Annotated in this window: 22 protein-coding genes; 16 read left to right on the top strand and 6 right to left on the bottom strand. The window is 36.7% G+C overall.

Annotation, left to right across the window (positions count from 1 at the left end; translation table 11 throughout):
- Positions 1-238 precede the first annotated feature (238 nt).
- On the bottom strand, positions 239-1,234 hold the full coding sequence (locus AO843_RS15285) for a M23 family metallopeptidase (RefSeq protein ID WP_054611952.1): 996 nt from the start codon (positions 1,232-1,234) through the stop codon (positions 239-241).
- Positions 1,235-1,449: 215 nt separating this feature from the next.
- On the opposite strand from AO843_RS15285, the gene AO843_RS15280 reads away from it, so the two are divergent.
- The 3 genes from AO843_RS15280 to AO843_RS15270 all read left to right on the top strand — a co-directional run bounded on the left by AO843_RS15280 (position 1,450) and on the right by AO843_RS15270 (position 6,126).
- Positions 1,450-3,345 carry a PrkA family serine protein kinase gene (locus tag AO843_RS15280; protein ID WP_054611998.1) on the top strand — a complete coding sequence of 632 codons (1,896 nt, stop codon included), beginning with the start codon at positions 1,450-1,452 and terminating at the stop codon, positions 3,343-3,345.
- A 176-nt stretch (positions 3,346-3,521) separates the two neighbouring features.
- Entirely contained in the window at positions 3,522-4,679 is a 1,158-nt protein-coding gene (gene yhbH, locus AO843_RS15275; protein WP_054611951.1) for a sporulation protein YhbH, read from the top strand.
- A 46-nt stretch (positions 4,680-4,725) separates the two neighbouring features.
- Positions 4,726-6,126, top strand: coding sequence for a SpoVR family protein (locus AO843_RS15270; RefSeq protein WP_054611950.1), 1,401 nt, complete (start codon positions 4,726-4,728; stop codon positions 6,124-6,126).
- Positions 6,127-6,182: 56 nt separating this feature from the next.
- On the opposite strand, the gene AO843_RS15265 is transcribed toward AO843_RS15270, so the two are convergent.
- The gene (locus AO843_RS15265; RefSeq protein ID WP_054611949.1) at positions 6,183-6,599 is read right to left on the bottom strand and encodes a hypothetical protein; all 417 of its coding nucleotides are present in this window, start codon (positions 6,597-6,599) and stop codon (positions 6,183-6,185) included.
- A gap of 196 nt (positions 6,600-6,795) precedes the next feature.
- Here AO843_RS15265 and AO843_RS15260 point away from each other — a divergent pair, with 196 nt between their 5' ends.
- Positions 6,796-7,671: a radical SAM/SPASM domain-containing protein gene (locus tag AO843_RS15260; RefSeq protein ID WP_054611948.1), complete on the top strand. Its 876-nt coding sequence runs from the start codon at positions 6,796-6,798 to the stop codon at positions 7,669-7,671.
- Between the two features lie 25 nt (positions 7,672-7,696).
- Here AO843_RS15260 and AO843_RS15255 read toward each other — a convergent pair whose 3' ends face one another.
- Complete coding sequence (locus AO843_RS15255) at positions 7,697-8,086, bottom strand: helix-turn-helix domain-containing protein (protein ID WP_054611947.1); 390 nt, start codon at positions 8,084-8,086, stop codon at positions 7,697-7,699.
- 217 nt (positions 8,087-8,303) lie between these two features.
- Here AO843_RS15255 and AO843_RS15250 point away from each other — a divergent pair, with 217 nt between their 5' ends.
- Positions 8,304-8,972 (top strand): restriction endonuclease subunit S, encoded by a 669-nt coding sequence (locus tag AO843_RS15250; protein ID WP_231630167.1) that lies wholly within the window; start codon positions 8,304-8,306, stop codon positions 8,970-8,972.
- A 49-nt stretch (positions 8,973-9,021) separates the two neighbouring features.
- On the opposite strand, the gene AO843_RS15245 is transcribed toward AO843_RS15250, so the two are convergent.
- Positions 9,022-10,692: a ribonuclease J gene (locus AO843_RS15245; protein WP_054611946.1), complete on the bottom strand. Its 1,671-nt coding sequence runs from the start codon at positions 10,690-10,692 to the stop codon at positions 9,022-9,024.
- A gap of 210 nt (positions 10,693-10,902) precedes the next feature.
- Between AO843_RS15245 and AO843_RS15240 the strand changes: the two genes are divergently transcribed.
- Positions 10,903-11,667: a DUF2935 domain-containing protein gene (locus AO843_RS15240; protein WP_054611945.1), complete on the top strand. Its 765-nt coding sequence runs from the start codon at positions 10,903-10,905 to the stop codon at positions 11,665-11,667.
- Positions 11,668-11,708: 41 nt separating this feature from the next.
- Here the strand turns inward: AO843_RS15240 and AO843_RS15235 are convergent, their stop codons facing one another.
- The gene (locus AO843_RS15235; protein WP_054611944.1) at positions 11,709-12,203 is read right to left on the bottom strand and encodes a L,D-transpeptidase family protein; all 495 of its coding nucleotides are present in this window, start codon (positions 12,201-12,203) and stop codon (positions 11,709-11,711) included.
- 121 nt (positions 12,204-12,324) lie between these two features.
- Here AO843_RS15235 and AO843_RS15230 point away from each other — a divergent pair, with 121 nt between their 5' ends.
- The 6 genes from AO843_RS15230 (at position 12,325) to AO843_RS15205 (ending at position 16,007) form a co-directional block, all read left to right on the top strand.
- Positions 12,325-12,558: a hypothetical protein gene (locus AO843_RS15230; protein ID WP_054611943.1), complete on the top strand. Its 234-nt coding sequence runs from the start codon at positions 12,325-12,327 to the stop codon at positions 12,556-12,558.
- Between the two features lie 43 nt (positions 12,559-12,601).
- Positions 12,602-12,814: a hypothetical protein gene (locus AO843_RS15225; protein WP_197278936.1), complete on the top strand. Its 213-nt coding sequence runs from the start codon at positions 12,602-12,604 to the stop codon at positions 12,812-12,814.
- 14 nt (positions 12,815-12,828) lie between these two features.
- Positions 12,829-13,029, top strand: coding sequence for a gamma-type small acid-soluble spore protein (locus AO843_RS15220; RefSeq protein ID WP_054611942.1), 201 nt, complete (start codon positions 12,829-12,831; stop codon positions 13,027-13,029).
- A gap of 80 nt (positions 13,030-13,109) precedes the next feature.
- Positions 13,110-13,286: a cysteine-rich CWC family protein gene (locus AO843_RS15215; RefSeq protein ID WP_231630166.1), complete on the top strand. Its 177-nt coding sequence runs from the start codon at positions 13,110-13,112 to the stop codon at positions 13,284-13,286.
- 102 nt (positions 13,287-13,388) lie between these two features.
- Positions 13,389-13,973, top strand: a complete 585-nt coding sequence (locus AO843_RS15210) for a DUF305 domain-containing protein (protein WP_054611941.1) — start codon at positions 13,389-13,391, stop codon at positions 13,971-13,973.
- A gap of 282 nt (positions 13,974-14,255) precedes the next feature.
- Positions 14,256-16,007: a methyl-accepting chemotaxis protein gene (locus AO843_RS15205; RefSeq protein WP_054611940.1), complete on the top strand. Its 1,752-nt coding sequence runs from the start codon at positions 14,256-14,258 to the stop codon at positions 16,005-16,007.
- A gap of 46 nt (positions 16,008-16,053) precedes the next feature.
- Here AO843_RS15205 and AO843_RS15200 read toward each other — a convergent pair whose 3' ends face one another.
- The gene (locus AO843_RS15200; RefSeq protein ID WP_054611939.1) at positions 16,054-16,659 is read right to left on the bottom strand and encodes a metallophosphoesterase family protein; all 606 of its coding nucleotides are present in this window, start codon (positions 16,657-16,659) and stop codon (positions 16,054-16,056) included.
- A gap of 248 nt (positions 16,660-16,907) precedes the next feature.
- Here AO843_RS15200 and AO843_RS15195 point away from each other — a divergent pair, with 248 nt between their 5' ends.
- The 4 genes from AO843_RS15195 (at position 16,908) to AO843_RS15180 (ending at position 21,576) form a co-directional block, all read left to right on the top strand.
- Positions 16,908-18,404: a class I adenylate-forming enzyme family protein gene (locus tag AO843_RS15195; protein ID WP_082389490.1), complete on the top strand. Its 1,497-nt coding sequence runs from the start codon at positions 16,908-16,910 to the stop codon at positions 18,402-18,404.
- 183 nt (positions 18,405-18,587) lie between these two features.
- Positions 18,588-19,577, top strand: coding sequence for a C39 family peptidase (locus tag AO843_RS15190; protein ID WP_054611938.1), 990 nt, complete (start codon positions 18,588-18,590; stop codon positions 19,575-19,577).
- A 68-nt stretch (positions 19,578-19,645) separates the two neighbouring features.
- Positions 19,646-20,878: a carboxylate--amine ligase gene (locus AO843_RS15185; protein ID WP_054611937.1), complete on the top strand. Its 1,233-nt coding sequence runs from the start codon at positions 19,646-19,648 to the stop codon at positions 20,876-20,878.
- Positions 20,875-21,576: a cysteate racemase gene (locus tag AO843_RS15180; RefSeq protein WP_054611936.1), complete on the top strand. Its 702-nt coding sequence runs from the start codon at positions 20,875-20,877 to the stop codon at positions 21,574-21,576. The genes AO843_RS15185 and AO843_RS15180 overlap by 4 nt, the downstream gene beginning before the upstream one ends.
- Positions 21,577-21,653: the final 77 nt, after the last annotated feature.

Here is a 21,653-nt window from a genome sequence, read left to right as displayed (position 1 = left end):
ATAGAGTATTTTGATCAATAACAACTTTTATTTTATAACTATTTAGATAGATTAATAAGCCATTTGGTAAAAATAATTAAAAATAGTTTTTTAGTTCAACAGTATAATTATTTTTCTTTTACGAATAGTAAAATATGTACAGCTGACAGACGGTTGATTAAAATAATTATGTGAAATTTCCTAATTGCAAAGAAAAAACACCTGAAGCAAAATGCCTCAAGTGTCTTGAATCATATATTTATTGTTTTTTACTCTTTGCCTGTCGCTCCCACTGTAGTAAGGAAGGATAAGGATCAAATGCCCATTCAGTTCTCCCATTAAATTTGTATATGCCATAATGAAGATGAGGTGGGAATTTTCCAGATGTACCTTCTTTACCGTAACCAGAGCTTCCAACATAGCCTAGAACAGTGCCAGGCTCCACAATTGTGCCTACTTCAATATCCTTATGATAGCTTCCAAGGTGGGCATAATAGTGATAGGAGTTATGATTATCACGAATTCCAATACGCCATCCGCCAAATTGATTCCAACCTTTTACCTCAACGACTCCATATGAGGTAGATACTACAGATGTTCCATAATTTGCGAAAATATCGGTTCCCTCATGTATACGACGTCCACCCCAACCTCTATTAGCGCCCCAGGTACCTCTATAGCTGTAATCAGAGCGGGTATTGAGTGGGAAGGTATGTGCATCAAGTTCGATGGTCTTATAATGTCTATATAAAGTAGAAATGGTGAAAATTTGATTGACAGCTTCTTCGCTTCCATAGTACTCCCATAAAGCTAACTTAAAATCCTCATCAGTCGTTCCGTATTTGGCTAAGTAACTAGCCATTGAAAAGATGACATCTTCATCATCCTTTGGGCTAGCAATTCCATCATTATTACCGTCTAGGCCCATTCCTCCAAAATAGCTAATTGTTTCGGGTTTGGTATCTTCCTTTGCGGGATTTAATGCGCCTGACCAATATTCATCTGAAAATTGGATGGACAAAAATCCATCTCGTTTAGGGATATCTTTTCGAACGGATTGTAGATTTCTTTCATACTGATCAATAGCAGCTAAAAAATGCCAAGGAATGAGTAATTCATCAAACTGTACATAATAAGACATACGCTGCTGTATAATTTCTTCTTCCGTTACTTCTTCCTTTGCAAAGGAGGAAGTAGGGTACAGCGTAAACCCTAAAAGTATGAATGTTAAAAGAAATTTAAAATGGCGATGCAATGATGGACCTCCTTTCTAAAGTTTAGAATAACCGAAATTTTTATCTTCATTCCAGAAAGCTTTTTCCTCACGTATTAGAAGATATTTTTCCGCTTTTTTTGTCAATAAAAAAAGCCATAATAAGAAGAAACTTCACTAAAGAAAAAGTAATCGGTATCATCATGTCATTTACTTCATACTATGTTATAAATCAAGCCCTGAATGGAGGGAAGGCTATTAACATTTTAGATAAAGTGAAAAGCTATCGCGAAGAAGAAAATAGGCTGAAGTGGGAAGGGACATTTGCAGATTATTTAAACATCATTAAGGAAAGACCTGAAGTTGCTCAAACAGCCCATTCACGCGTCTACAATATGATAAAAAGTGCTGGTGTAGAGGAACGCGATGGGCAAAAAATGTACAAATTTTTCGGACAAGAAATTTTTGGGCTTGAAACAGCAATTGAAAGACTGGTGGAGGAATATTTCCATCCAGCCGCACGCAGGTTAGATGTTAGAAAGCGTATTTTATTATTAATGGGACCAGTTAGTGGTGGTAAATCAACTATTGTTACCTTACTGAAACGCGGATTAGAGCAATATTCGCGAACAGAAGAGGGTGCGGTCTACGCAATTAAGGGATGTCCTATGCATGAGGATCCACTACACTTAATTCCACATCATTTACGTAATGAATTTTTTGAGGAGTATGGCATAAGAATTGAAGGAAGTTTATCGCCTTTAAATACGATGCGTCTTGAAAAGGAATACGATGGACGTATTGAAAACGTGATGATTGAACGAATTAGTTTTTCAGAAGATAAACGTGTGGGTATAGGAACATTTACACCATCAGATCCCAAATCACAGGATATTGCCGATTTAACAGGGAGTATTGATTTTTCCACAATCGGTGAATTTGGTTCTGAGTCAGATCCACGAGCTTATCGCTTTGATGGGGAGCTCAATAAAGCCAATCGAGGAATGATGGAGTTCCAGGAGATGCTGAAGCTGGATGAAAAATTCTTGTGGAATTTATTATCATTAACACAAGAAGGCAATTTCAAAGCAGGAAGATTTGCATTAATTAGTGCGGATGAGTTAATTGTGGCTCATACAAACGAAACAGAATATCGATCCTTTATTTCTAATAAAAAGAATGAGGCATTACATTCTCGTATTATTGTTATGCCTATTCCGTATAACTTAAAGATGAGTCAGGAAGAGCACATTTATGAAAAGATGATTAAAGAGAGTGATATGTCCCATGTTCATATTGCGCCGCATGCTTTAAAGGCCGCAGCAATCTTTTCGGTTCTTACAAGATTGGAAGTGCCGAAAAAACAAGGTGTGGATCTGATTAAAAAAATGCGCTTGTACGACGGAGAAAATGTGGAGGGATTTAATTCCGTTGACTTAGAGGAACTGAAAAAAGAGTTTCCTAATGAAGGCATGAACGGTATTGATCCACGCTATATTATTAATCGTATTTCTTCAGCAATTATTCGTAAAGAGGTACCATCCATTAATGCATTGGATGTTTTACGAGCTCTGAAGGATGGATTGGATCAGCATGCTTCCATTTCTCAAGAGGATCGTGAAAAATATATGAACTACATTGCAGTGGCGCGAAGAGAGTACGATGAAATTGCGAAGAATGAAGTACAAAAGGCTTTTGTGTACTCGTATGAAGAATCAGCGAAAACATTGATGAACAATTACCTTGATAATGTAGAGGCATTTTGTAATAAAAATAAAATTTTTGATCCGCTGACTGGGGAGGAAATGAACCCTGATGAAAAATTAATGCGTTCTATTGAGGAGCAAATTGGTATTTCGGAAAATGCTAAAAAAGCATTCCGTGAGGAAATCCTCATTCGTATTTCAGCCTATGCACGAAAAGGCAAACGTTTTGACTATAATTCTCATGATAGATTGCGAGAAGCGATTCAAAAGAAATTATTTGCTGATTTGAAAGATGTAGTGAAAATTACAACCTCTTCAAAAATGCCGGATGCATCGCAACTCAAGAAGATTAATGAGGTAGTAGCAAGACTTGTTGATGAGCATGGCTATAATACAACTTCTGCAAACGAGTTGCTGCAATATGTAGGAAGCCTGTTGAATCGATAAATACAATTTTTATTGTTCTAAGTCAGATAGGAGTGTCCCAATTTAGGGCACTCCTTTTATTATCAAAATGAGGGATTTTTATGGAATGCACCATTGAATTTATAAAAAAAGTTCAAGAAATTGCTTCACAAGCATAGTATAGAAAAAGCGAATTTGATAGATGGGTGAGGATAAAAATGACTGAACACGAAAATAAACGCTTTGTTATCTCTCAGGAAAATTGGTCCCTCCATCGTAAAGGGCACCAGGACCAACAACGACATATGGAAAAAGTGAAAGATGCGATTAAAAGCAATTTACCTGATTTAGTTAGTGAAGAAAGTATTGTGATGTCCAATGGTCGCGAGGTTATTAAAATACCTATACGCTCACTTGATGAATTTAAGATCCGGTATAACTATGATAACTCTAAGCATGTAGGGCAAGGGCAAGGAGATAGTAATATTGGTGATGTAGTTGCGCGAGATGGCAGTAAAGCCAATCAGGCACCAGGCAAAGGGAAAGAGGCGGGTGACAAGCCTGGCCAAGATTATTATGAAGCGGAAGTCAGTATTGAGGAAATTCAAAATGTCTTATTCCATGAACTTGAATTACCCAATTTACAGCAGAAAGAAAAAGCAGAAATTATCACTGAAAAAATAGAGTTTAATGATATTCGCAAAAAAGGGTTAATGGGTAATGTTGATAAAAAGCGCACGATTTTAAATGCGTTAAAACGTAATGCGATGCATGGGAAAGCTGAAATTACACCTATTCATAATGACGACTTACGATTTAAAACATGGGATGAAGTGGTAAAGCCAGAATCGAAAGCTGTAGTGCTTGCTATGATGGATACAAGTGGCTCGATGGGAGCATTTGAAAAATATTGTGCTCGTAGTTTCTTCTTCTGGATGACAAAGTTTTTACGTTCTAAATATGGAACCGTTGAAATTGAATTCATTGCCCATCATACAGAGGCAAAAGTAGTGACAGAAGAGGAGTTTTTCACAAAGGGGGAAAGTGGAGGAACCATTTGTTCTTCGGCTTACAAAAAAGCGCTGGAATTGATTCAGGAAAAATACTCACCAACACGCTACAATATTTATCCCGTTCATTTTTCAGATGGCGAAAATATTTCTATGGATAATGAAAAGTGCTTGAAATTGGTGGCGGAATTAATGGATGTCTCTAGCATGTTTGGATATGGTGAAGTCAATCAACATAATCGTTTCTCGACACTGATGTATACCTATAAAAAAATCGATGATCCGAAATTTAGATATCATATTTTGAGAAAAAAAGGCGATGTCTATGATGCTTTAAAGAGCTTTTTTAAGAAAAGTGAAGAATAATATATGGAAGTTTGATTAGTAGCACGTTCAAGGGAGGGGGCGTAAAATGGAAACAAAAGAGCTTCATCGAGCTATAGATGAAATTACTGAAATTGCCTCAGGATTTGGCTTAGATTTTTATCCAATGCGTTATGAAATTTGTCCAGCAGACATTATTTATACATTTGGCGCCTATGGTATGCCTACTCGTTTCTCCCATTGGAGCTTTGGAAAACAATTTCATAAAATGAAGCTTCAATATGATTTAGGGCTCAGTCAAATTTATGAGCTCGTCATTAATTCTAATCCATGTTATGCATTTTTACTCGATACCAACACGTTAACTCAAAATAAATTGATTATCGCTCACGTTTTAGCTCACTGCGACTTCTTTAAAAATAATGTACGCTTCTCCAACACAAGAAGAGATATGGTAGAGAGCATGACCGCTACGGCTGAGCGAATAGCCGGCTATGAAAGAGAGTATGGGAAGGACGAAGTCGAACAGTTTTTGGATGCCGTTTTAGCGATTCAGGAACATATTGATCCTTCTATTTTGAGACCGAAGTTATCTTGGAGTGAGGAAGATGAGCAAGAAGAAGAAAAGACTCCAAAATCACCATACGATGATTTATGGAGCTTAGAAGAAAAAGATAAAGTGTATAAACCAATCAGACGGAGATTAAAGCAATTCCCACCGAAACCAGAAAAGGATCTATTATTATTTTTAGAGGAACATAGCCGTGAGCTGGAAGATTGGCAACGAGATATATTAACAATGATGCGTGAAGAAATGCTATATTTTTGGCCTCAGTTAGAAACGAAAATAATGAATGAGGGCTGGGCTTCTTTTTGGCATCAACGAATTATGCGGGAGTTGAATCTAACAACTCCAGAAACAATTGAATATGCCAAATTAAATGCAGGAGTTGTGCAGCCATCTAAAACATCAATTAATCCATATTACCTTGGCATTAAAATTTTTGAGGATATTGAAAATCGCTATAACAACCCGACAGAGGAGATGAAGCGGTTAGGCGTACAGCCGAACACTGGAAGGGAAAAAATGTTTGAAGTAAGAGAGGTCGAGTCAGATATTTCCTTTATCCGAAATTATTTATCAAAAGACTTAGCAAAGCGTGAAGATTTATATTTATTTCAAAAGAAAGGGAATGAGTACCGGATTACCGACAAAGATCATGAGATGGTTCGAGATCAGCTTGTATCAATGCGCGTAAACGGTGGTTTCCCTTATATTCTAGTGAAAAATGGAGATTATTTACGGAATGGCGAGCTCTATTTAGTGCACGGTTATGAGGGAATGGAGCTTGATCCTCATTATTTAGAAAATGTTTTACCGTATATTTATCAGCTCTGGGGACGCCCGGTGCATTTAGAGACTTATGTAGATGGTAAACCGATGTTATACTCCTATGATGGTACTAAAAACTATAAACGTAATGTCTAACAAAAAACTTCTATCTGTTGAGCGTATTAATGAACAGATAGAAGTTTTTAATGCTACTAATCAGTTTCTTCCATTAATAAATCATTGTCCTCTTCATGGCTTTCACTATGATTAGATGAGGAATGAATATCGCTATCAAGGACTAAGCTATCCCGTACTTTTATACCTTGTTGTCCACCCGCTTCGTCGTTATTATTACCAGCTATACCGCTGCGGCCATTGCCATCTGCGAATTGAGAATTTACATTGCGTGTTTGACTGCCTTGACTAGCATTTTGACCACCTTGATTGGCATTTGTCCCCACATCCTTATTGATTTGTCCTCCGCCTTCTGCTCGTTGTTCAAAATGGAAGTCTGTATTTCCTATATTGAATGTAAAATTAAATGTAATATGGTTTCTAGCATGGTTATCAGCGGAATCATTTGTAGGTTCCTCAGCGCCATTAAATTTCTTAGAATTGAAGCCAGACATCGTCTTCCCTCCTTTCATTTTTTCATACTAATAAGATATTAGAGTTTTGAGAGCCCTCTTGTACGTGTAGCCATATGCACTAGAGAAAAGGGAGGGGTATCTATCTTAGAAGCTCTCGATTTTTGCTATCTATCCTATAAATTTGTTAAAATGAATGGGATTTGAATATCTAGGGAACTGGAATGGTGAAGGAAAGTTGAAAACATTTAAAAAGGTTTATATAGAAATAACGAGTGTCTGCAATTTAGCATGTAGTTTTTGTCCACCTACTGCGCGAGCAAAAGGACTTATAAAAGTAGAACAATTTAATAAAATATTGGACGAGATCCGACCACATACAAAATATATTTATTTGCATGTGAAAGGAGAACCTCTTTTACATCCTCGGATTGATCAGCTATTGGATGCGGCTCATGCGAAAGGGTTTAAGGTCAATATTACAACGAATGGTACACTCATAAAGAAAAATCGTGAAAAAATATTAGGAAAGCCTGCATTACGTCAAATAAACTTTTCACTACATAGCTTTGATGGGCATGAAGGTTCTGAAAACCGTGAAAAATATTTAGGCGATATTTTAGATTTCGTGCGGGAGTCTAGAGAATACAAAACGATTATTTCCTATCGTTTATGGAATTTACAAAAAGATCATGTTTCGGAAGTTGCAGCACGTCGTAACCGTGAAACATTAGAAATATTAGAAAATGAGTATCATCTTGATTATCGCATTGAAGAAAAAGTGGAGCCTGGTAAGGGTGTGAAAATTGGCCCTCATATTTATTTAAATCAGGATCATGAATTCAGATGGCCAAGCTTGCTAGAGAAAGAGGATGAGGGCAAAGGCTTTTGTCATGCACTTCGTAGTCAAGCTGCGATTCTTGTAGATGGTACGGTTGTACCTTGCTGCTTAGATGGCGAAGGGGTCATTAATTTAGGAAATGTACATGAAAAATCCTTCTCTGAAATCGTCGAGGGAGAACGTGCTAATAATATAGTAGAAGGCTTTTCAAGAAGAGAGGCTGTTGAAGAACTGTGCAGAAAATGTGGCTATCGTCAAAAGTTTGGTATGTAATATATGAAGAAAAACAGCTCCAGGGTCATTGACCATTGGGGCTGTTTTTCTTTGACTGTGAATCAATCGTATCTAAAAAATCCTTTGTAATACGAACCACATATTTTACCTCGTCTAAATTGCGTTCTCTTAATAATGATCGATGAATGTCTAGCATGAGGTTTTTTTCCTCAATATCAGTAACGCCAGCTAATTTTTGAAAATTAAAAAGCTCCTCAGGGGGGATATCTAGTGCCTTCATAAGTGTTTCTAATGTACTCAAAGTTATATTAGATTGGCCGTGTTCAATATTGGAAACTCTCCCTTTACTGAAACCTAATTTTCCTGTTCTTTCGGCCACTTCTTCCTGACTTAGCCCCTTCGATAATCTAATAATACGGAGTTGTTCACCTACTAGCTTTAAAAAATCTGACATATGATTCACCTCTATGTTAAAAGCTAGTGAAAAACAGTGGAAATGACTATACTATTATAGTGGTATAATAGAGAAAATGTTACATTAAAATGGTACAATCTTAGAGTAGTAACTTTCCTTAGTCAAATGACCTAATTGAAGCTATTAGGAATAAATCGAAAGTGAACTTTATATTGCAGTTTCCAAGTAGAACATAAGATTGGAGGATGAAAGTAAGTTGAAGTATTTATTAGAAGAGGTAGCAAAAATTAAAATCGGTAAAATGGTCCCGAGTGAAAAATGTTTTGCTAAGGATGGTATTCCTTACATAACTGAAGAAGTGCTAAAGAAATTATTGATTGAAGATGATACTAGTGATTTGCCAAAGATTGATAGTACTTTTAAGGAACAATTTTCTTTTTCAAGGGTGCCTGCTCAAAGCATCCTTCTAAATAAAATTAATTTAAAGGATACTTCTATCTATCAATGCAAAACAGATGTATGTATTGGCCATGATATCATCGCAATTATACCGAATGAATCGATTCTTATAAGTGATTATCTATTTCATTTTATGAAATGGTATCAGATCAATAAAGAGAGACGGAATGTCTATCGTTTAATGATTGATCTACCTACTATCTCTATTCAGCTTAAAGTAGTTCAATTATTAAATGCTGTTCAACGATTATTAACTAATAAGGATTCATTAGTAACTGCAGTGAAGGAACTCCCACAGCATTTTGATCATATTTCCAGACAGGCAAAACAGCATTCAAAAAGCTTACACCATGGATTTGAGCAGTTGCAATATCTCTATATTGCTATGCTAGATAACATTTTTAATGGTGATTTTTTGAATGTGGTGCAAGAGTATCATACTTTTCAGAGGTTAAGTAACGAATAATAAAAAGCAGTCGGTGCATAACGGATATAATAATCCTTGCACCGACTGATTAAATTTCAATAATGATTGGTAAAATCATAGGCTTCCGTTTTGTTTGCGTAAATAAATACTGACCTACAGCTTTTTTTATTTCTCGTCTTAAGACGTGTATTTGTCTACTTTCCTGCTGTAACTCCATTACTATTTCTTTGGTCAGTACATTTACTTTATTTAAAAGCTCCTCGGAATCCTTTGCATAAACAAAGCCACGAGAAATGGTATCAGGTTCCGAAATGATGGCACCGTCTTCTTTGCTGAGTGTCAATACTATAACTAGCATGCCGTCTTCGGAAAGCTGCTTGCGATCACGCAGCACAATACCTTCTACTTCACCTATGCCGATTCCATCCACATACGTATCGCCAGATGGGACCTTGCGTGTTTGTCTCGCTATCGCATTTTCAATATCCACAACATCTCCGTTTTTCATAATAAACGTATGACCCTTTTGGACACCAACTGACTCCGCTAATAAACGGTGTTGATGCAACATACGGAATTCGCCATGAATAGGAATGAAAAATTGTGGTTTCATGAAAGTCAGCATGAGTTTTAAGTCTTCTTGATGGCCGTGACCTGAAACATGCATCCCAGTATGATTGGAAGAACCATATATGACTTTTGCGCCCAGCTGAAATAAATTATCGACAATACGAGAAACCCCTTTTTCGTTGCCTGGGATTGGGGAGGCAGCGAGAATAACCATATCATCAGGTAAAATTTTCACTTCTCGATGGTTACCATTTGCTAAACGAGCGAGTGCTGCTAGTGGTTCGCCTTGACTACCTGTACATAGCACCACTACTTCTTCTGGTGGGAGGTATTTGACTTCACGCGCATCAATTAACAGCTCCTCGGGAACATTTAAATAACCTCGTTCAATTGCTACATCCACAACATTTACCATACTACGACCTAATAAAGCTAGTTTGCGATTAGTGGCGATGGTTGCATGCACAATTTGTTGAATTCGATTAACGTTTGAAGCAAAGGTTGAGATAATGATTTTACGCTCAGCATGGAAAAAGGCCTCCTCAATATGATGCCCAACAAGTTGTTCAGAGGGTGTTAAGCCCGGTCTTTCGGCATTAGTACTTTCTGATATTAGAACGAGTACCCCTTTCGAGCCGATTTCCGCCATTTTATGAATGTCCGCAAATTGGTTATTCACAGGCGTTAAGTCGAATTTAAAATCGCCTGTATGCACAACATTTCCTTCAGGTGTGGCAAGGACGATTCCTAAACAATCGGGTATGCTATGGTTCGTTCTAAAGAAACTTACATCAATTTGTCCTAAATGGAGTGCTGAATCAGCATGAATTTCAATTAAGTCGGTTTCTCTGAGAAGCTTATGTTCTTTTAGCTTTAATTCGATAAGCCCTAAAGTGAAGCGAGTAGCATAAACAGGAACATTTAATTTTTTTAAGAGATATGGAATACCACCAATGTGGTCTTCATGTCCATGCGTTACAATTAAGGCCTTAATTTTTTCTTTATTTTCAAGCAAATAGGTAATATCAGGGATTATCAAATCAATACCGAGCAAGGTTTCATCTGGAAATTTAGCTCCGCAATCAATAATGATAATATCGTCTGCATATTGAATTACATACATATTTTTGCCGATTTCATTAATGCCACCTAAGGCGAAAATGGATAATAACTGTTTCTTTGTGGACAAAGTACTCCCTCCTAAAGTTGTAACTCCATCTAAAAATTATTTTAGCCATATGTAGTATAGCTTTAAGTGTTTCATCCTATACGAAAAGGATTGTGATGATCAGAACGCTACTATTTGTAGTTCATGAGGAATAGAATGAAGGGAACATGAACTGAGCGCCGTGGCGCCAAGTTTTTTCAAAGTTAGGCAAAATAAAAAGGAGGTATAACCCTGTCCGATTTTGTGCAACATGCAATTTTCGAACATAGATTTTGGCTAGAAATCATGCAAAATCATGCGCAATTTATTCATGACGCATTATATCCCTCTGAAAAGGATGACATCCAAAGGGCAAATAGTTTTATCCATCAATTCTCCCAGCTACTTTCCTATGTTCCATCTCTTGATGGTGCTAATGCGGTCTCTTTTTCGATAACAGTTGATGACAATGTCGAGCAGTTTAAACAATTTAAACTCTACCTACTTAGACATCAATTGTCAGGGGATATTGGGATTCATTTAACGCCAACTTTTGTCAATCACATGGTCAATGAACTTGAGGAGTACCAAAATGTGCTTAGTTATTTGAAAAAAAGTGAAGTGCCCCCAATATTTCATGAGCTTCACCATCATTTAATTTGGCTTTTAGATGCCTCAGGGCACGCAGGTATCATCCATGATGACTTAGATGGTGTCGAAAAAAGATTGAAGCAAAAGAGTAATGAATTTGCCAAACACTTTGAACAATTTTATTTAAAAGCAGTGGAATTAACAGGTTATTTACGCACGAATATGCATTCCTTTCCTGCCTTAAGCCGCTTTAATAAAGATGTTGAGCTCGAAATGACATTATTTAAAACGTTTTTAAAAGAGTTAGAAGAAATGGAATTGAGTGCAGAGGTTTTAGGTACATTTACAGCACCTATGGCGGATCATATGTGGCGTGAAGAGCAATACTATTTAATGAAGCTTGCACAGGCAAAAGAAGAAGGATAAAGGAAAGCAAGAGGCTATCAAAAAATAGATAGCCTTATTTATTATGGGTGAATCACTACTTCAGTTCCGATAGGGACTATACTGGCCAACTCTTCAACATCTGGATTTTGCATTCGAATACATCCATGTGAGACAGCATGCCCGATAGAGCTAGGATCATTCGTACCATGAATTCCATAGTGATCTTTTGACAGACTCATCCACATAGTTCCAAATGGACCGCCTGGATCAGGAGCTTTATTGATAATAATAAAACTACCGACAGGTGTTTCGTGTAGCATACGACCAACTGCTATCGGGTATTGTTTTTGAAGGATATTATCTCTATATAGACGTAACCAACGATTTTCTGTTGAAATCTCAATACGGTATGGACTCGTTGCCGGATCGGGAAGGCCAGGTATTATAATTTGTTGACCAACGAAAAGAACATCCTGCTGAATCCCTGGGTTGGCAGCGATTATGGATACCAATGGTGTACGATAATCACGGGAAATTTGAGATAACGTTTCTCCAGCTTTAACGGTATGAATCAACGTCAATACCTCCTTTATACAGGTTATGATTATACTATATGCTTCTTGCCAGTGAAGTTATTGGTTATTCAGATCTTTGGATAGAATAACAGTAACATCGTATTGTTAAGGAGCGTATATCATGAAGGAATTTAAAATTACGTATTTTTTTGATGAGATGCATTATGTCAGAAGGTTTATCTTTATCGAGTCACAGCAAGAAGCTGAGAAGTTGGTAAAGAGTGAACGAGATCAATATATCTCCTTTACAGATAGTAGAGGCATCTATCATGAATTACACACCAAGCATGTACGTGTCATTCAAATATCTGAATATCACCGCATCGATAAAAGTGCAAAAAGGAAAGACACATAATCTGTTCATCATTACACACATTAAAGGAGAAAGGAGTGTTAGCATGATGGACAAAGAAAAAATACCACATGAAAAGAAAATATTTATGAATTTAGATAGCAAAGACAAACCCGACATGGTTGAATCAGATACAATAAGTCTTTTCGACTTGCATGAGGATATGCAAACCGTAGATGCCATCCCTGTTAAGGAGCTCAATAAGAGAGTGGAAAGAGAAGGCGATGAATTGATTGAGTTACAGCCTGATGAATTGTAGGTGGGTAGCATACAATGACTAGAGAAAATGAAGCAGCTCAATTTTCGGTTTCAGGCACAAATATCAATGAAGTAAAGCAAAAAAATGCAGAAGCAGGATTATCCTACAATGAGGTTAAAGCATTATTGGCTCAGCAGGGCGGATATGGGACGGCAATTTATAGTGACACAGATATTGCCGAAGTGAAGCAAGAAATACACAAGCATGAACAATGAGTACATGGGGAGGAGTAGGGTCTTGAGTGCTCTTCCTTTTTTCCTTTACAATGATGGGTAAAAGAAGGGAGGTCAAGATGATGTCAGAAAAGAGTTGCCCGCTATGTGGAGAAGAAAATCATTGTGGAGTGGCAAAAGGTGAAAAAGAGTGCTGGTGTATGACATTGAACTTTCCAGAGCAATTGTTAAATAACGCACAGACTAATACATGTATTTGTCAAAAATGCTTAGATACATATAAAGAAGGGTCATTATAATTTATAACTATCATAACGTTCTGTAAATGTTGAGCATTTGGTACAATTGTCTATCGCACAACAACCTAGCAGGCATACATTACTCTGAAAGGAGTGTGTCTAATGGCTAGACCAATTGAACTTAGTAATGTCACACAGGCATATTTAGAGGAATATCAACGCATCCTCAAAAAGATGATGCAGGGCATGACCTATGTAACCATTACCTGTAGCATTTCAGAAAATTTTATTAAGCAAATCATACCTCATCAAATAGCAGCTATCCAAATGTCAGAAAATGTTTTACGCTACACAACAGTTATTCCTGTACAAAATCTCGCATTAGAAATCATTCGAACACATACAGAAATGCTTGAAAGCCTTGAAGCGATACAAAATAGATGTTGTGTTGTACAAAATTCAGAGTATGAATTATACGAGTATATGTGTGCTTATAAAGAAATTACAGAAGCTATGTTTAATGCAATGTGTGCACCACCAGTATCCAATAGCATTAACATCAACTATTTAAGGGAAATGATAGTTCATCATCAGGGGGGAATACGACTAGCGCAAAATGTGCTGAGATTCTGTATTTGCCAAGAATTAATCCCAATTCTAAAGTGCATGATTCAAACGCTTTGTGAGCAACTAGAAGATATGGAAAAGTTACTGGATAGCTTACAAAATTGCGATTGCGAATGCTAACACAAACGAAAAGTTTATATAGGAAGAACGCGCTAAGATCAATCGTGATTTTAGCGCTTTTTCTGCATAAAAACAGTGTTTAACTAAGAAAAATAAGAAATTGTCAATAAGGTGGACAAATAAATAAGAAAGTATAAAGAATTTTTTGAGAATCTATTTTTGTCTTTCTATTGTTGGTAAAATATATATGTTTTATTAGATGAAGGTAATGAGGAAAGTTTTATAGTCCGTTTTCAAATATAAGTTTTTTACATTTACTTTAAACAAATGGGAGTGGGTATTGTGTTCAAAAGGAAGAAGATAAATCAAAATTATGATTATTTCTCAGCCGCTAAAAATTCTGACATTGAGGCCAATGAGCGCTTTAAAGAAAAATTAGATTTTTTAGCACTATCTAGAATCCGAAGAGAATCTGTTGGGTTTTTACGTAAAATTTATGAAAATAATAGACAGCATATACTTGATAATTTTTATGATCGTTTACTGGAAATACCCGAGTTTAATCAAGTCATTAATACGCATTCAACAGTAGAACGTTTAAAAGGGTTATTTGATTCACACTTTATTAGCCTGTTTGACGATGAATTAGATTTAGAGTATGTATTTAAACGACGTAAAATAGCATATATACATGCAAGAATTGGCGTATTACCGAACTGGATGATTTCTGCTTATACATTGATTAACCAGTTAATCATTCCGCTAATTGTCAAAGAGCTATCACGTGATCAGGAGAAAATGCTGGATGTACTATTGTCCTATGATAGCTTGGTAACAATCGATCAACAAATTATTTTGGAAACCTATATCGAAATTCAAGCAGGTTCCGTAGTGAATGGTTTAGGTGAAATTATTACCTATAATACACAGTTAGATACAGTTAAGGAACTCATCGAATTTCAAGATATTCAGCAACAGGAAATCATTGCAGCAGATAAATTGATGCATGAGTTAGATGAAAGCATTGAAGACATTGCCACATCAGTAGGCGATATCTCAGAGCAAACAAAGCATACTTTGAAAAAATTAAATCAGGACTTAGAATCGTTACATCAAGTTTCAACGATCTTGCAAACAACAGATGAAGGACATAAATCCATGCAGGAGGATATTAATCGTCTAGTTGAACGTGTAAATAGTGTAGCGAAGTTGATGGAGTTGATTCAAAGAATCGCGGATCAAACGAACTTATTAGCTTTGAATGCATCAATTGAGGCAGCCCGCGCTGGAGATGCAGGAAAAGGATTTGCTGTAGTCGCAGAGGAAGTTCGAAAACTTGCTGATGATACAAGTACATCTGTCAAATCCATACATACAGATATACAAGAATTACTTCTTATTACCAATAATATTAGTTCATTAACGACTCAATTTTCACAAGACTTACATCAAGGTGTTACAGATACCTTACACATTTCTCAAACTCTTGCAGAGTTAAATAAAAATTTACAGCAGCAAGGGGCTCGCTTTGAGGAAATTGCTACAACAACAAAGGTACAAGCTCAATCCGCTACAACTATTTCTGAACGCAACCACATAATTACAGAAAGTATGCAAAAAAGTAAGGTCATTGTTTTTGATATGGGCTCGGCCATTTATAAGTTAAGTAAAATGATCGATGGATATCGATCTACAACGATTTCTAAAAATTTTATTATTAGCCAAGAGGATATCATTGAATTAGCCATTACGGACCATTTATTATGGCGCTGGAAAATTTATAATTTACTGTTAGGCTTTGAAACGATGACAGAGCAAGATGTTGGATCACCAAAAGAATCACGTCTTGGTGAATGGTATTATGGCACAGGTAAAAAACTGTTGGGTGATGAGCGTGCCTATGTAGAATTAGAACGACCATTTATTCATGTTCATGATATTGCTAAAAAAGCAGTACGTGAATATAATTTAGGCCACAAAACAGAGGCTGAAAAATATCTGAAGGAAATTTCGGAAGAATCATTTGTGGTGATTGAAAAACTCAAAGTGTTAAAGAATATTTTATTGGACGGGAAAAAACAATATATTCATTAAAAAAATGTGGAGCAAGCTAAGGTAGGTTAGCTTGCTCTTTTATGGTTTATGACACTGTTAATTTATCAACGGATGGAACACACATGAAAGTTACGGTCCGTTTTTTACTATCATAAAGACACCATTCACGGTGATCTACGACGGAACCTACGTTCACGCCATATTGTTTATCTTGTAATACAATTGGTTGTCCATGGCGAATGCGAATCGGTAGTTTTTTCTGCTGATGATAGAGACCTGATTCATGACTATGACCAAAGAATAATAGTGGTTTTTGAAAGGATGGGAATGTTGGCTGCCAGCTTACATTCCATTTAAATTGATGGCCATGCATAAGTGTGGCACCATCAATCTCCATTGTTTCAGGTAACGCCCTAAAGCGTTCAATGCCAGTTACCTGTGTAATACGCTCTTCTTGATTGCCCCGTATAGAAGGGAAGGTTAAAAGTTCTTCAAATTTACTCTCTACAATAGCTGCTTTTTGCAAAGATAACCCTGACATTGTTTGTGCTTTTTTCTTACTAACTGTGCATTCATATAGATCACCTAACCCAATGATTTTTGCTTCTTTAGCTGTCTGTTGAATATGTGTTAGAACAGCTTTAGTATCTTCTATATTAGAATGTAAATCTCCTAAAAGTGCATAAAGCATGTAAACCCGGCCTTTCCTAAAAATAATCGTACAAACATCATACACCTAATAGAAATTGCTAGAAAAGTAAAACGTCTAAGAATATTTCGTTAGTTCTGCTTCATATTTTGAATGTGTAGAAAAATTGCCAAGGAAATCAATGCTTGTTAAAATATAATCATAATTTTCTGAAATTTTAATAGTCTAGAAGTTTGCTATTGATGATGACTCTACCCATTAGTGAAAAATGAATTATTGGAGGGCTTATAATGACGATGTACATGACGGATATTCTTGAAAACTATGCTGTACAACAACCAAATTCAATTGCGACCTTGTATGAAGGAAAAAAGCTAAGCTACAGTGAATTTTACAAACATGTAGAAAGATTTGCAGCCTATTTACAGGAGCAAGACTATGAAAAAGAAGATGTGATTGCATTATATACGCTCAATTCGGATTTATTTTTAATTGCTTATTTAGGTGTGCAATTAGCGGGCTACGTTGCTATGCCTATTAACACTAAATTGGCAGCTCCTGAGGTTGAATTTATTTTTAATCACTCACAAGCAAAGGGGCTAATTTATGATGAAAGATTAGTAGAAGCCTTGGAGGATGTATCCTATTCGTTTCAGCATATTATTGGATTTCAAGATATGAATCATATCATTAAAAATAATGATCGGGTAAGAACTGTAGTACAATTGAAAGCCTGTGATACTGCAGTTGTCATGTACACTTCTGGTACGACTGGTAAACCAAAAGGTGTGATGCTAACACATCAAAATATTGTGGCTACGGCAGATATTTGGTCATCATCCATGAATATGTCTAATAAGGACAAGATGTTTATTTGTACACCATTATTCCATTGTGCAGGACTTCATGTTTTTGCCATGCCAATGTTTTATCGAGGCGGGACAGTTGTGATAGAAGAAGCCTTTTCTCCAACAAAAACATTAGCTCAGATTGCTGTAACAGAGGCAACAATTTTCTTTGGCGTTCCATCTATGTATACGATCATTTTAAATACACCAGCATTCAAGGAACATCGCTTTAATCATTTGCGTTTATTATGTTACGGGGCAGCTCCAATGCCCTATGAGCTCGTAAAGCAAGTGAAAGAGGCGTTTCCAAATGTGAAAGTTCAAAATCTATATGGTCAAACAGAAAACACGCCTGCAGCAACATCTTTATTAGATACTGATGCCTTGACGAAGATTGGCTCTGTTGGGAAACCATTAGGGCAGACAGAGGTTTGTGTGGTTGATAGTGAAGGAAAGTCAGTTCCAGCTGGTGAGGTAGGCGAGATTTGCGTAAAGGGTCCACAGGTGATGAAGGGCTATTTGCGTAATCCTGAAGAAACAGCTAGAACGATTAGGGATGGTTGGCTTTATTCAGGAGATCTAGGACGTTTTGATGAAGAAGGCTATTTATATATTGTAGATCGGAAAAAAGATATGATCATCCGAGGTGGTGAAAATATTTACCCTATTGAAGTGGAAGAAGTGTTATATCAAATGCCCGAAATTTTAGAAGCAGCAGTGGTTGGTTTGCCGCATGAAGTTTATGGAGAGGTGCCCAAAGCTTTTGTCGTATTCAAGGAAGGTAAATCTCTCGATGAAAAAATCATATTATCTTATTGTCAGACACGACTTGCCAAATATAAAGTACCGTATGAAATTGAATTTTTAGCTGAACTGCCACGTAATGCTTCTGGTAAAGTTCTAAAGCATACGCTAAGACCTAAAGTAAGTTCAATTTGAGCAATATCAATGCTCTTAAAGTTTTTTGCACTTAGTGTTCCGTTTTCCATACAAAAATACTTACTGAAACAAGATAAAATAGGAACCTCTTTCAAAGTATCGTATAATAGAGTCTACGACAAATTAAATTAAAAGAATGGAGAAGGGGTTATCCTTCGATTTAGAATAGGAGCGGAATTTGTCTTGTGGACGGGGTATAAACGCCTTTTACTTATTGGCATTTTGATCATTATGTTACTTTCTAGCTGTCAGCCATTTTCACAGCAAGATGCAGAACAAAAAAATCAGTTAACAGTTTTAACCGTAGAATTTAATAGTGGTGCACCAATCGCTAATCTTTATATCACGGTCACAGATGTACAGACTGGTGATGTTGTAGAGAATGCTATTGGTTCTGAAGAGGGAGAAGCGATATTTTCGAAGCTAAAGGCAGGACGAGAATATGCCATTGCGGCAACAACACTGGAAAATAGTACGACAAATGATGGCTATACAACAATCGAGAATTTTACGTATGATACAACAAAACCTTATTACAGATTGCAAACACACTTTTCAAGAGACGAACAAGAATTAGATGTACCTGTTGTGATGCAAAATCCCGAACTTCCACATGGCTGTGAAATAACTTCACTCACAGCGGTATTAAATTACTTTGGAATGGATGTTTCGAAGCTTGAAATGGCTGATAACTATTTACCAAAGCAAGAAATACGTACTATAGGCAATCAACGTTTTGGACCAAATCCAAATGAGGCCTTTGCAGGTAATCCTCGTGATAAAGCTCATGGTATGTATGTTTTTGCTGCTCCAATTGTCAAGGCAGCAGAGGCAGTTATTGCAGATAAACAGGCACATTTACGTGTGACTGATATGAGTAATGCCTCACAGGATGAGATTTTACAGCTTGTTCGTGAGGGAGTACCTGTCGTGACATGGGTGACGCTGGATTTATCGAAACCTAAACCAAATGCAGATAGAGGCTGGATTTATGAAGGAGAGACAACTTCAAAGGATGCCTTTATGAATTTACATGCTGTTGTTTTAACAGGGCACTTAGGCGATAAAGTAGTTGTAATGGACCCGTTAAAGGGTTATGTAACATACAATGTGGACCAGTTCTTTAAAAGCTATCGAGAATTAGGTGAACAGGCAGTAGCTGTTCATAAATAAACAAGCTATAAATCCTTTCATTAGGAAGTATGTTACACTAATAAAAAAGCAAAAGTGAGTTGAGTAGAATGGCCATTGAGCACGCTTTTTTACCGGTTTTACTAGGCGATGAAATGAATGCTTATGGCATGGCCAGAGCATTTTACGAAGCCTATGGTGTGAAGCCACTTGCACTAAATCACACCAATATGGAAAAAATTCAACAAAGTGATTTATTGACTTTTCGTGAGGTACCAAGACTTCATGTAGAAGAACGATTTGTGACGGCACTACAGGCAATAGCGCAGGAATTCGTAGACAAAAAATTACTGCTATTAGCCTGTGATGAATTTTATGTCAAAAAGATTGTTGAACATAAAGAAGAATTAACAGAGGATTTTATTGTTCCTTATGTGGAGGCTCAGCTTGCACATCAGCTACTAACTCGCGAAAGTATGTATGAGCTGTGTGCACAATTCGGCTTTCAATACCCTGCTATGCATATATGCACAGTAAATGATTATGAAGACTACGACCTGTCATTTGACTATCCAATTGTCATTAAACCGATGAATATGACAAAGTATGCCACATGTATTTTTCCTGGAAAGAAAAAAGTATATATTGCACATGATAAGGACGAAAAGGATAGCATATTCCATGCCATCTATAAGGAATCTGCCTATCGAGATGATCTCATGATTCAGCAATATATTCCTGGAGAAGATGCCAATATGTGTGTTGTCAATGCTTACATAGGACAAGATGGGAAGGCTAAGCTTCTTGCTGTAGGGAATCCTATTCTAGAAGAGCATTCTCCAGAAGGTATTGGTCGTTATGTGGCTATTATGACAACCTATAATGGAGCTTTAATGGAGAATGTGAAATCGTTCCTAGAAACTATTCAATTCCAAGGATTTGCTACATTCGATATGAAATATGATGATCGTGATGGGCAATATAAATTGTTAAGTATAGAATTACATAATGAGCTTTCAAATTATTATGTGACAGCTAGTGGCTATAATCTAATGCAGTATGTCGCAGACGATTACGTTCGAGGGAGTAAACAGCCACTAACATACGTGCAAAACAAACATCTTTGGACGATCGTGCCAAATGGTGTCCTTTTCAAATATGTACAAAATGAACAACTCATTATTGAAGCGAAAAGTCTGATTCGACAAGGAATGGCGACGGATTCTATTTTTAATTATAAAGATATGAATGCCAAGCGTTGGTTAAATGTAACGCTCGATAATTTAAGTTTTTATCGCAAATATAAGAAATATTTTAATAACAAAGGTCTGTCTAACTCATGAAAAAACAAACTTTAGGTATAATTGGTGGCGTTGGTCCACTAGCAACAATGTTTATTGGCGAAATGATTGTAAGACGTACACAAGCACAAAAAGATCAGGAGCATTTACATACCATCATTGATAATGATACAAATATTCCTGATCGTACGGCTTTTATTTTAGATAATACAAAAGAAAACCCTGTCCCCGTTATTGTAGAGGATGCAAGAAAATTAGCTTCTGTAGGAGCTAATATGATTGCCATCCCATGTAATACAGCCCATACTTTTTATGACGAGATCCAGGAAGGTTCCCCAATCCCTGTTTTGCATATGATTCGTGAAACGGCGAAGCGTGCATCCGAATTAGGGGCGGAGCGTGTTGGTATTTTAGCGACAACAGGTACACTGACATCACGAATGTACCAAGAAGCGCTAGAAGAATATGGCATTACACCAGTTGTACCAGATAATGAGATGAGAGCGCATGTGATGACCATCATTTACGATTATGTCAAAGCTGGTAAGGATGTCACACAGGAGGATTGGCAACCAATAGAAGAGGCAATGCTAGCACTAAACTGCGACCGTATCGTATTGGGCTGTACTGAGCTATCTATTGTCAATCGAGATTTAAAATTAAGTAATATATATATCGATTCATTAATCGTTTTAGCGGAATGTGCTATTTTAGCCTGTGGTTATGAGCTAGCCGATTAGGAATGAATGATAGAAAAGAATCTGCTTGCTTTACACGGGTAGGCTACAAGTCTTCAAAGGGTTGTGGACTGGCTTAC

This window comes from Lysinibacillus sp. ZYM-1 (assembly GCF_001308875.1).
GTDB lineage: Bacteria > Bacillota > Bacilli > Bacillales_A > Planococcaceae > Lysinibacillus.
The sequence above is the reverse complement of the archived record's forward strand: the minus strand, read 5'-3'. Positions and strand labels throughout refer to the sequence as shown.

Bases quoted from the DNA above. Each gene is read 5' to 3' on its own strand.
- yhbH (WP_054611951.1), top strand. From the start codon at position 3,522: ATGACTGAACACGAAAATAAACGCTTTGTTATCTCTCAGGAAAATTGG.
- AO843_RS15270 (WP_054611950.1), top strand. From the start codon at position 4,726: ATGGAAACAAAAGAGCTTCATCGAGCTATAGATGAAATTACTGAAATT.
- AO843_RS15265 (WP_054611949.1), bottom strand. From the start codon at position 6,599: ATGTCTGGCTTCAATTCTAAGAAATTTAATGGCGCTGAGGAACCTACA.
- AO843_RS15255 (WP_054611947.1), bottom strand. From the start codon at position 8,086: ATGTCAGATTTTTTAAAGCTAGTAGGTGAACAACTCCGTATTATTAGA.
- AO843_RS15230 (WP_054611943.1), top strand. From the start codon at position 12,325: ATGAAGGAATTTAAAATTACGTATTTTTTTGATGAGATGCATTATGTC.
- AO843_RS15225 (WP_197278936.1), top strand. From the start codon at position 12,602: ATGATGGACAAAGAAAAAATACCACATGAAAAGAAAATATTTATGAAT.
- AO843_RS15220 (WP_054611942.1), top strand. From the start codon at position 12,829: ATGACTAGAGAAAATGAAGCAGCTCAATTTTCGGTTTCAGGCACAAAT.
- AO843_RS15215 (WP_231630166.1), top strand. From the start codon at position 13,110: ATGTCAGAAAAGAGTTGCCCGCTATGTGGAGAAGAAAATCATTGTGGA.
- AO843_RS15210 (WP_054611941.1), top strand. From the start codon at position 13,389: ATGGCTAGACCAATTGAACTTAGTAATGTCACACAGGCATATTTAGAG.
- AO843_RS15200 (WP_054611939.1), bottom strand. From the start codon at position 16,659: ATGCTTTATGCACTTTTAGGAGATTTACATTCTAATATAGAAGATACT.
- AO843_RS15195 (WP_082389490.1), top strand. From the start codon at position 16,908: ATGACGATGTACATGACGGATATTCTTGAAAACTATGCTGTACAACAA.
- AO843_RS15185 (WP_054611937.1), top strand. From the start codon at position 19,646: ATGGCCATTGAGCACGCTTTTTTACCGGTTTTACTAGGCGATGAAATG.
- AO843_RS15180 (WP_054611936.1), top strand. From the start codon at position 20,875: ATGAAAAAACAAACTTTAGGTATAATTGGTGGCGTTGGTCCACTAGCA.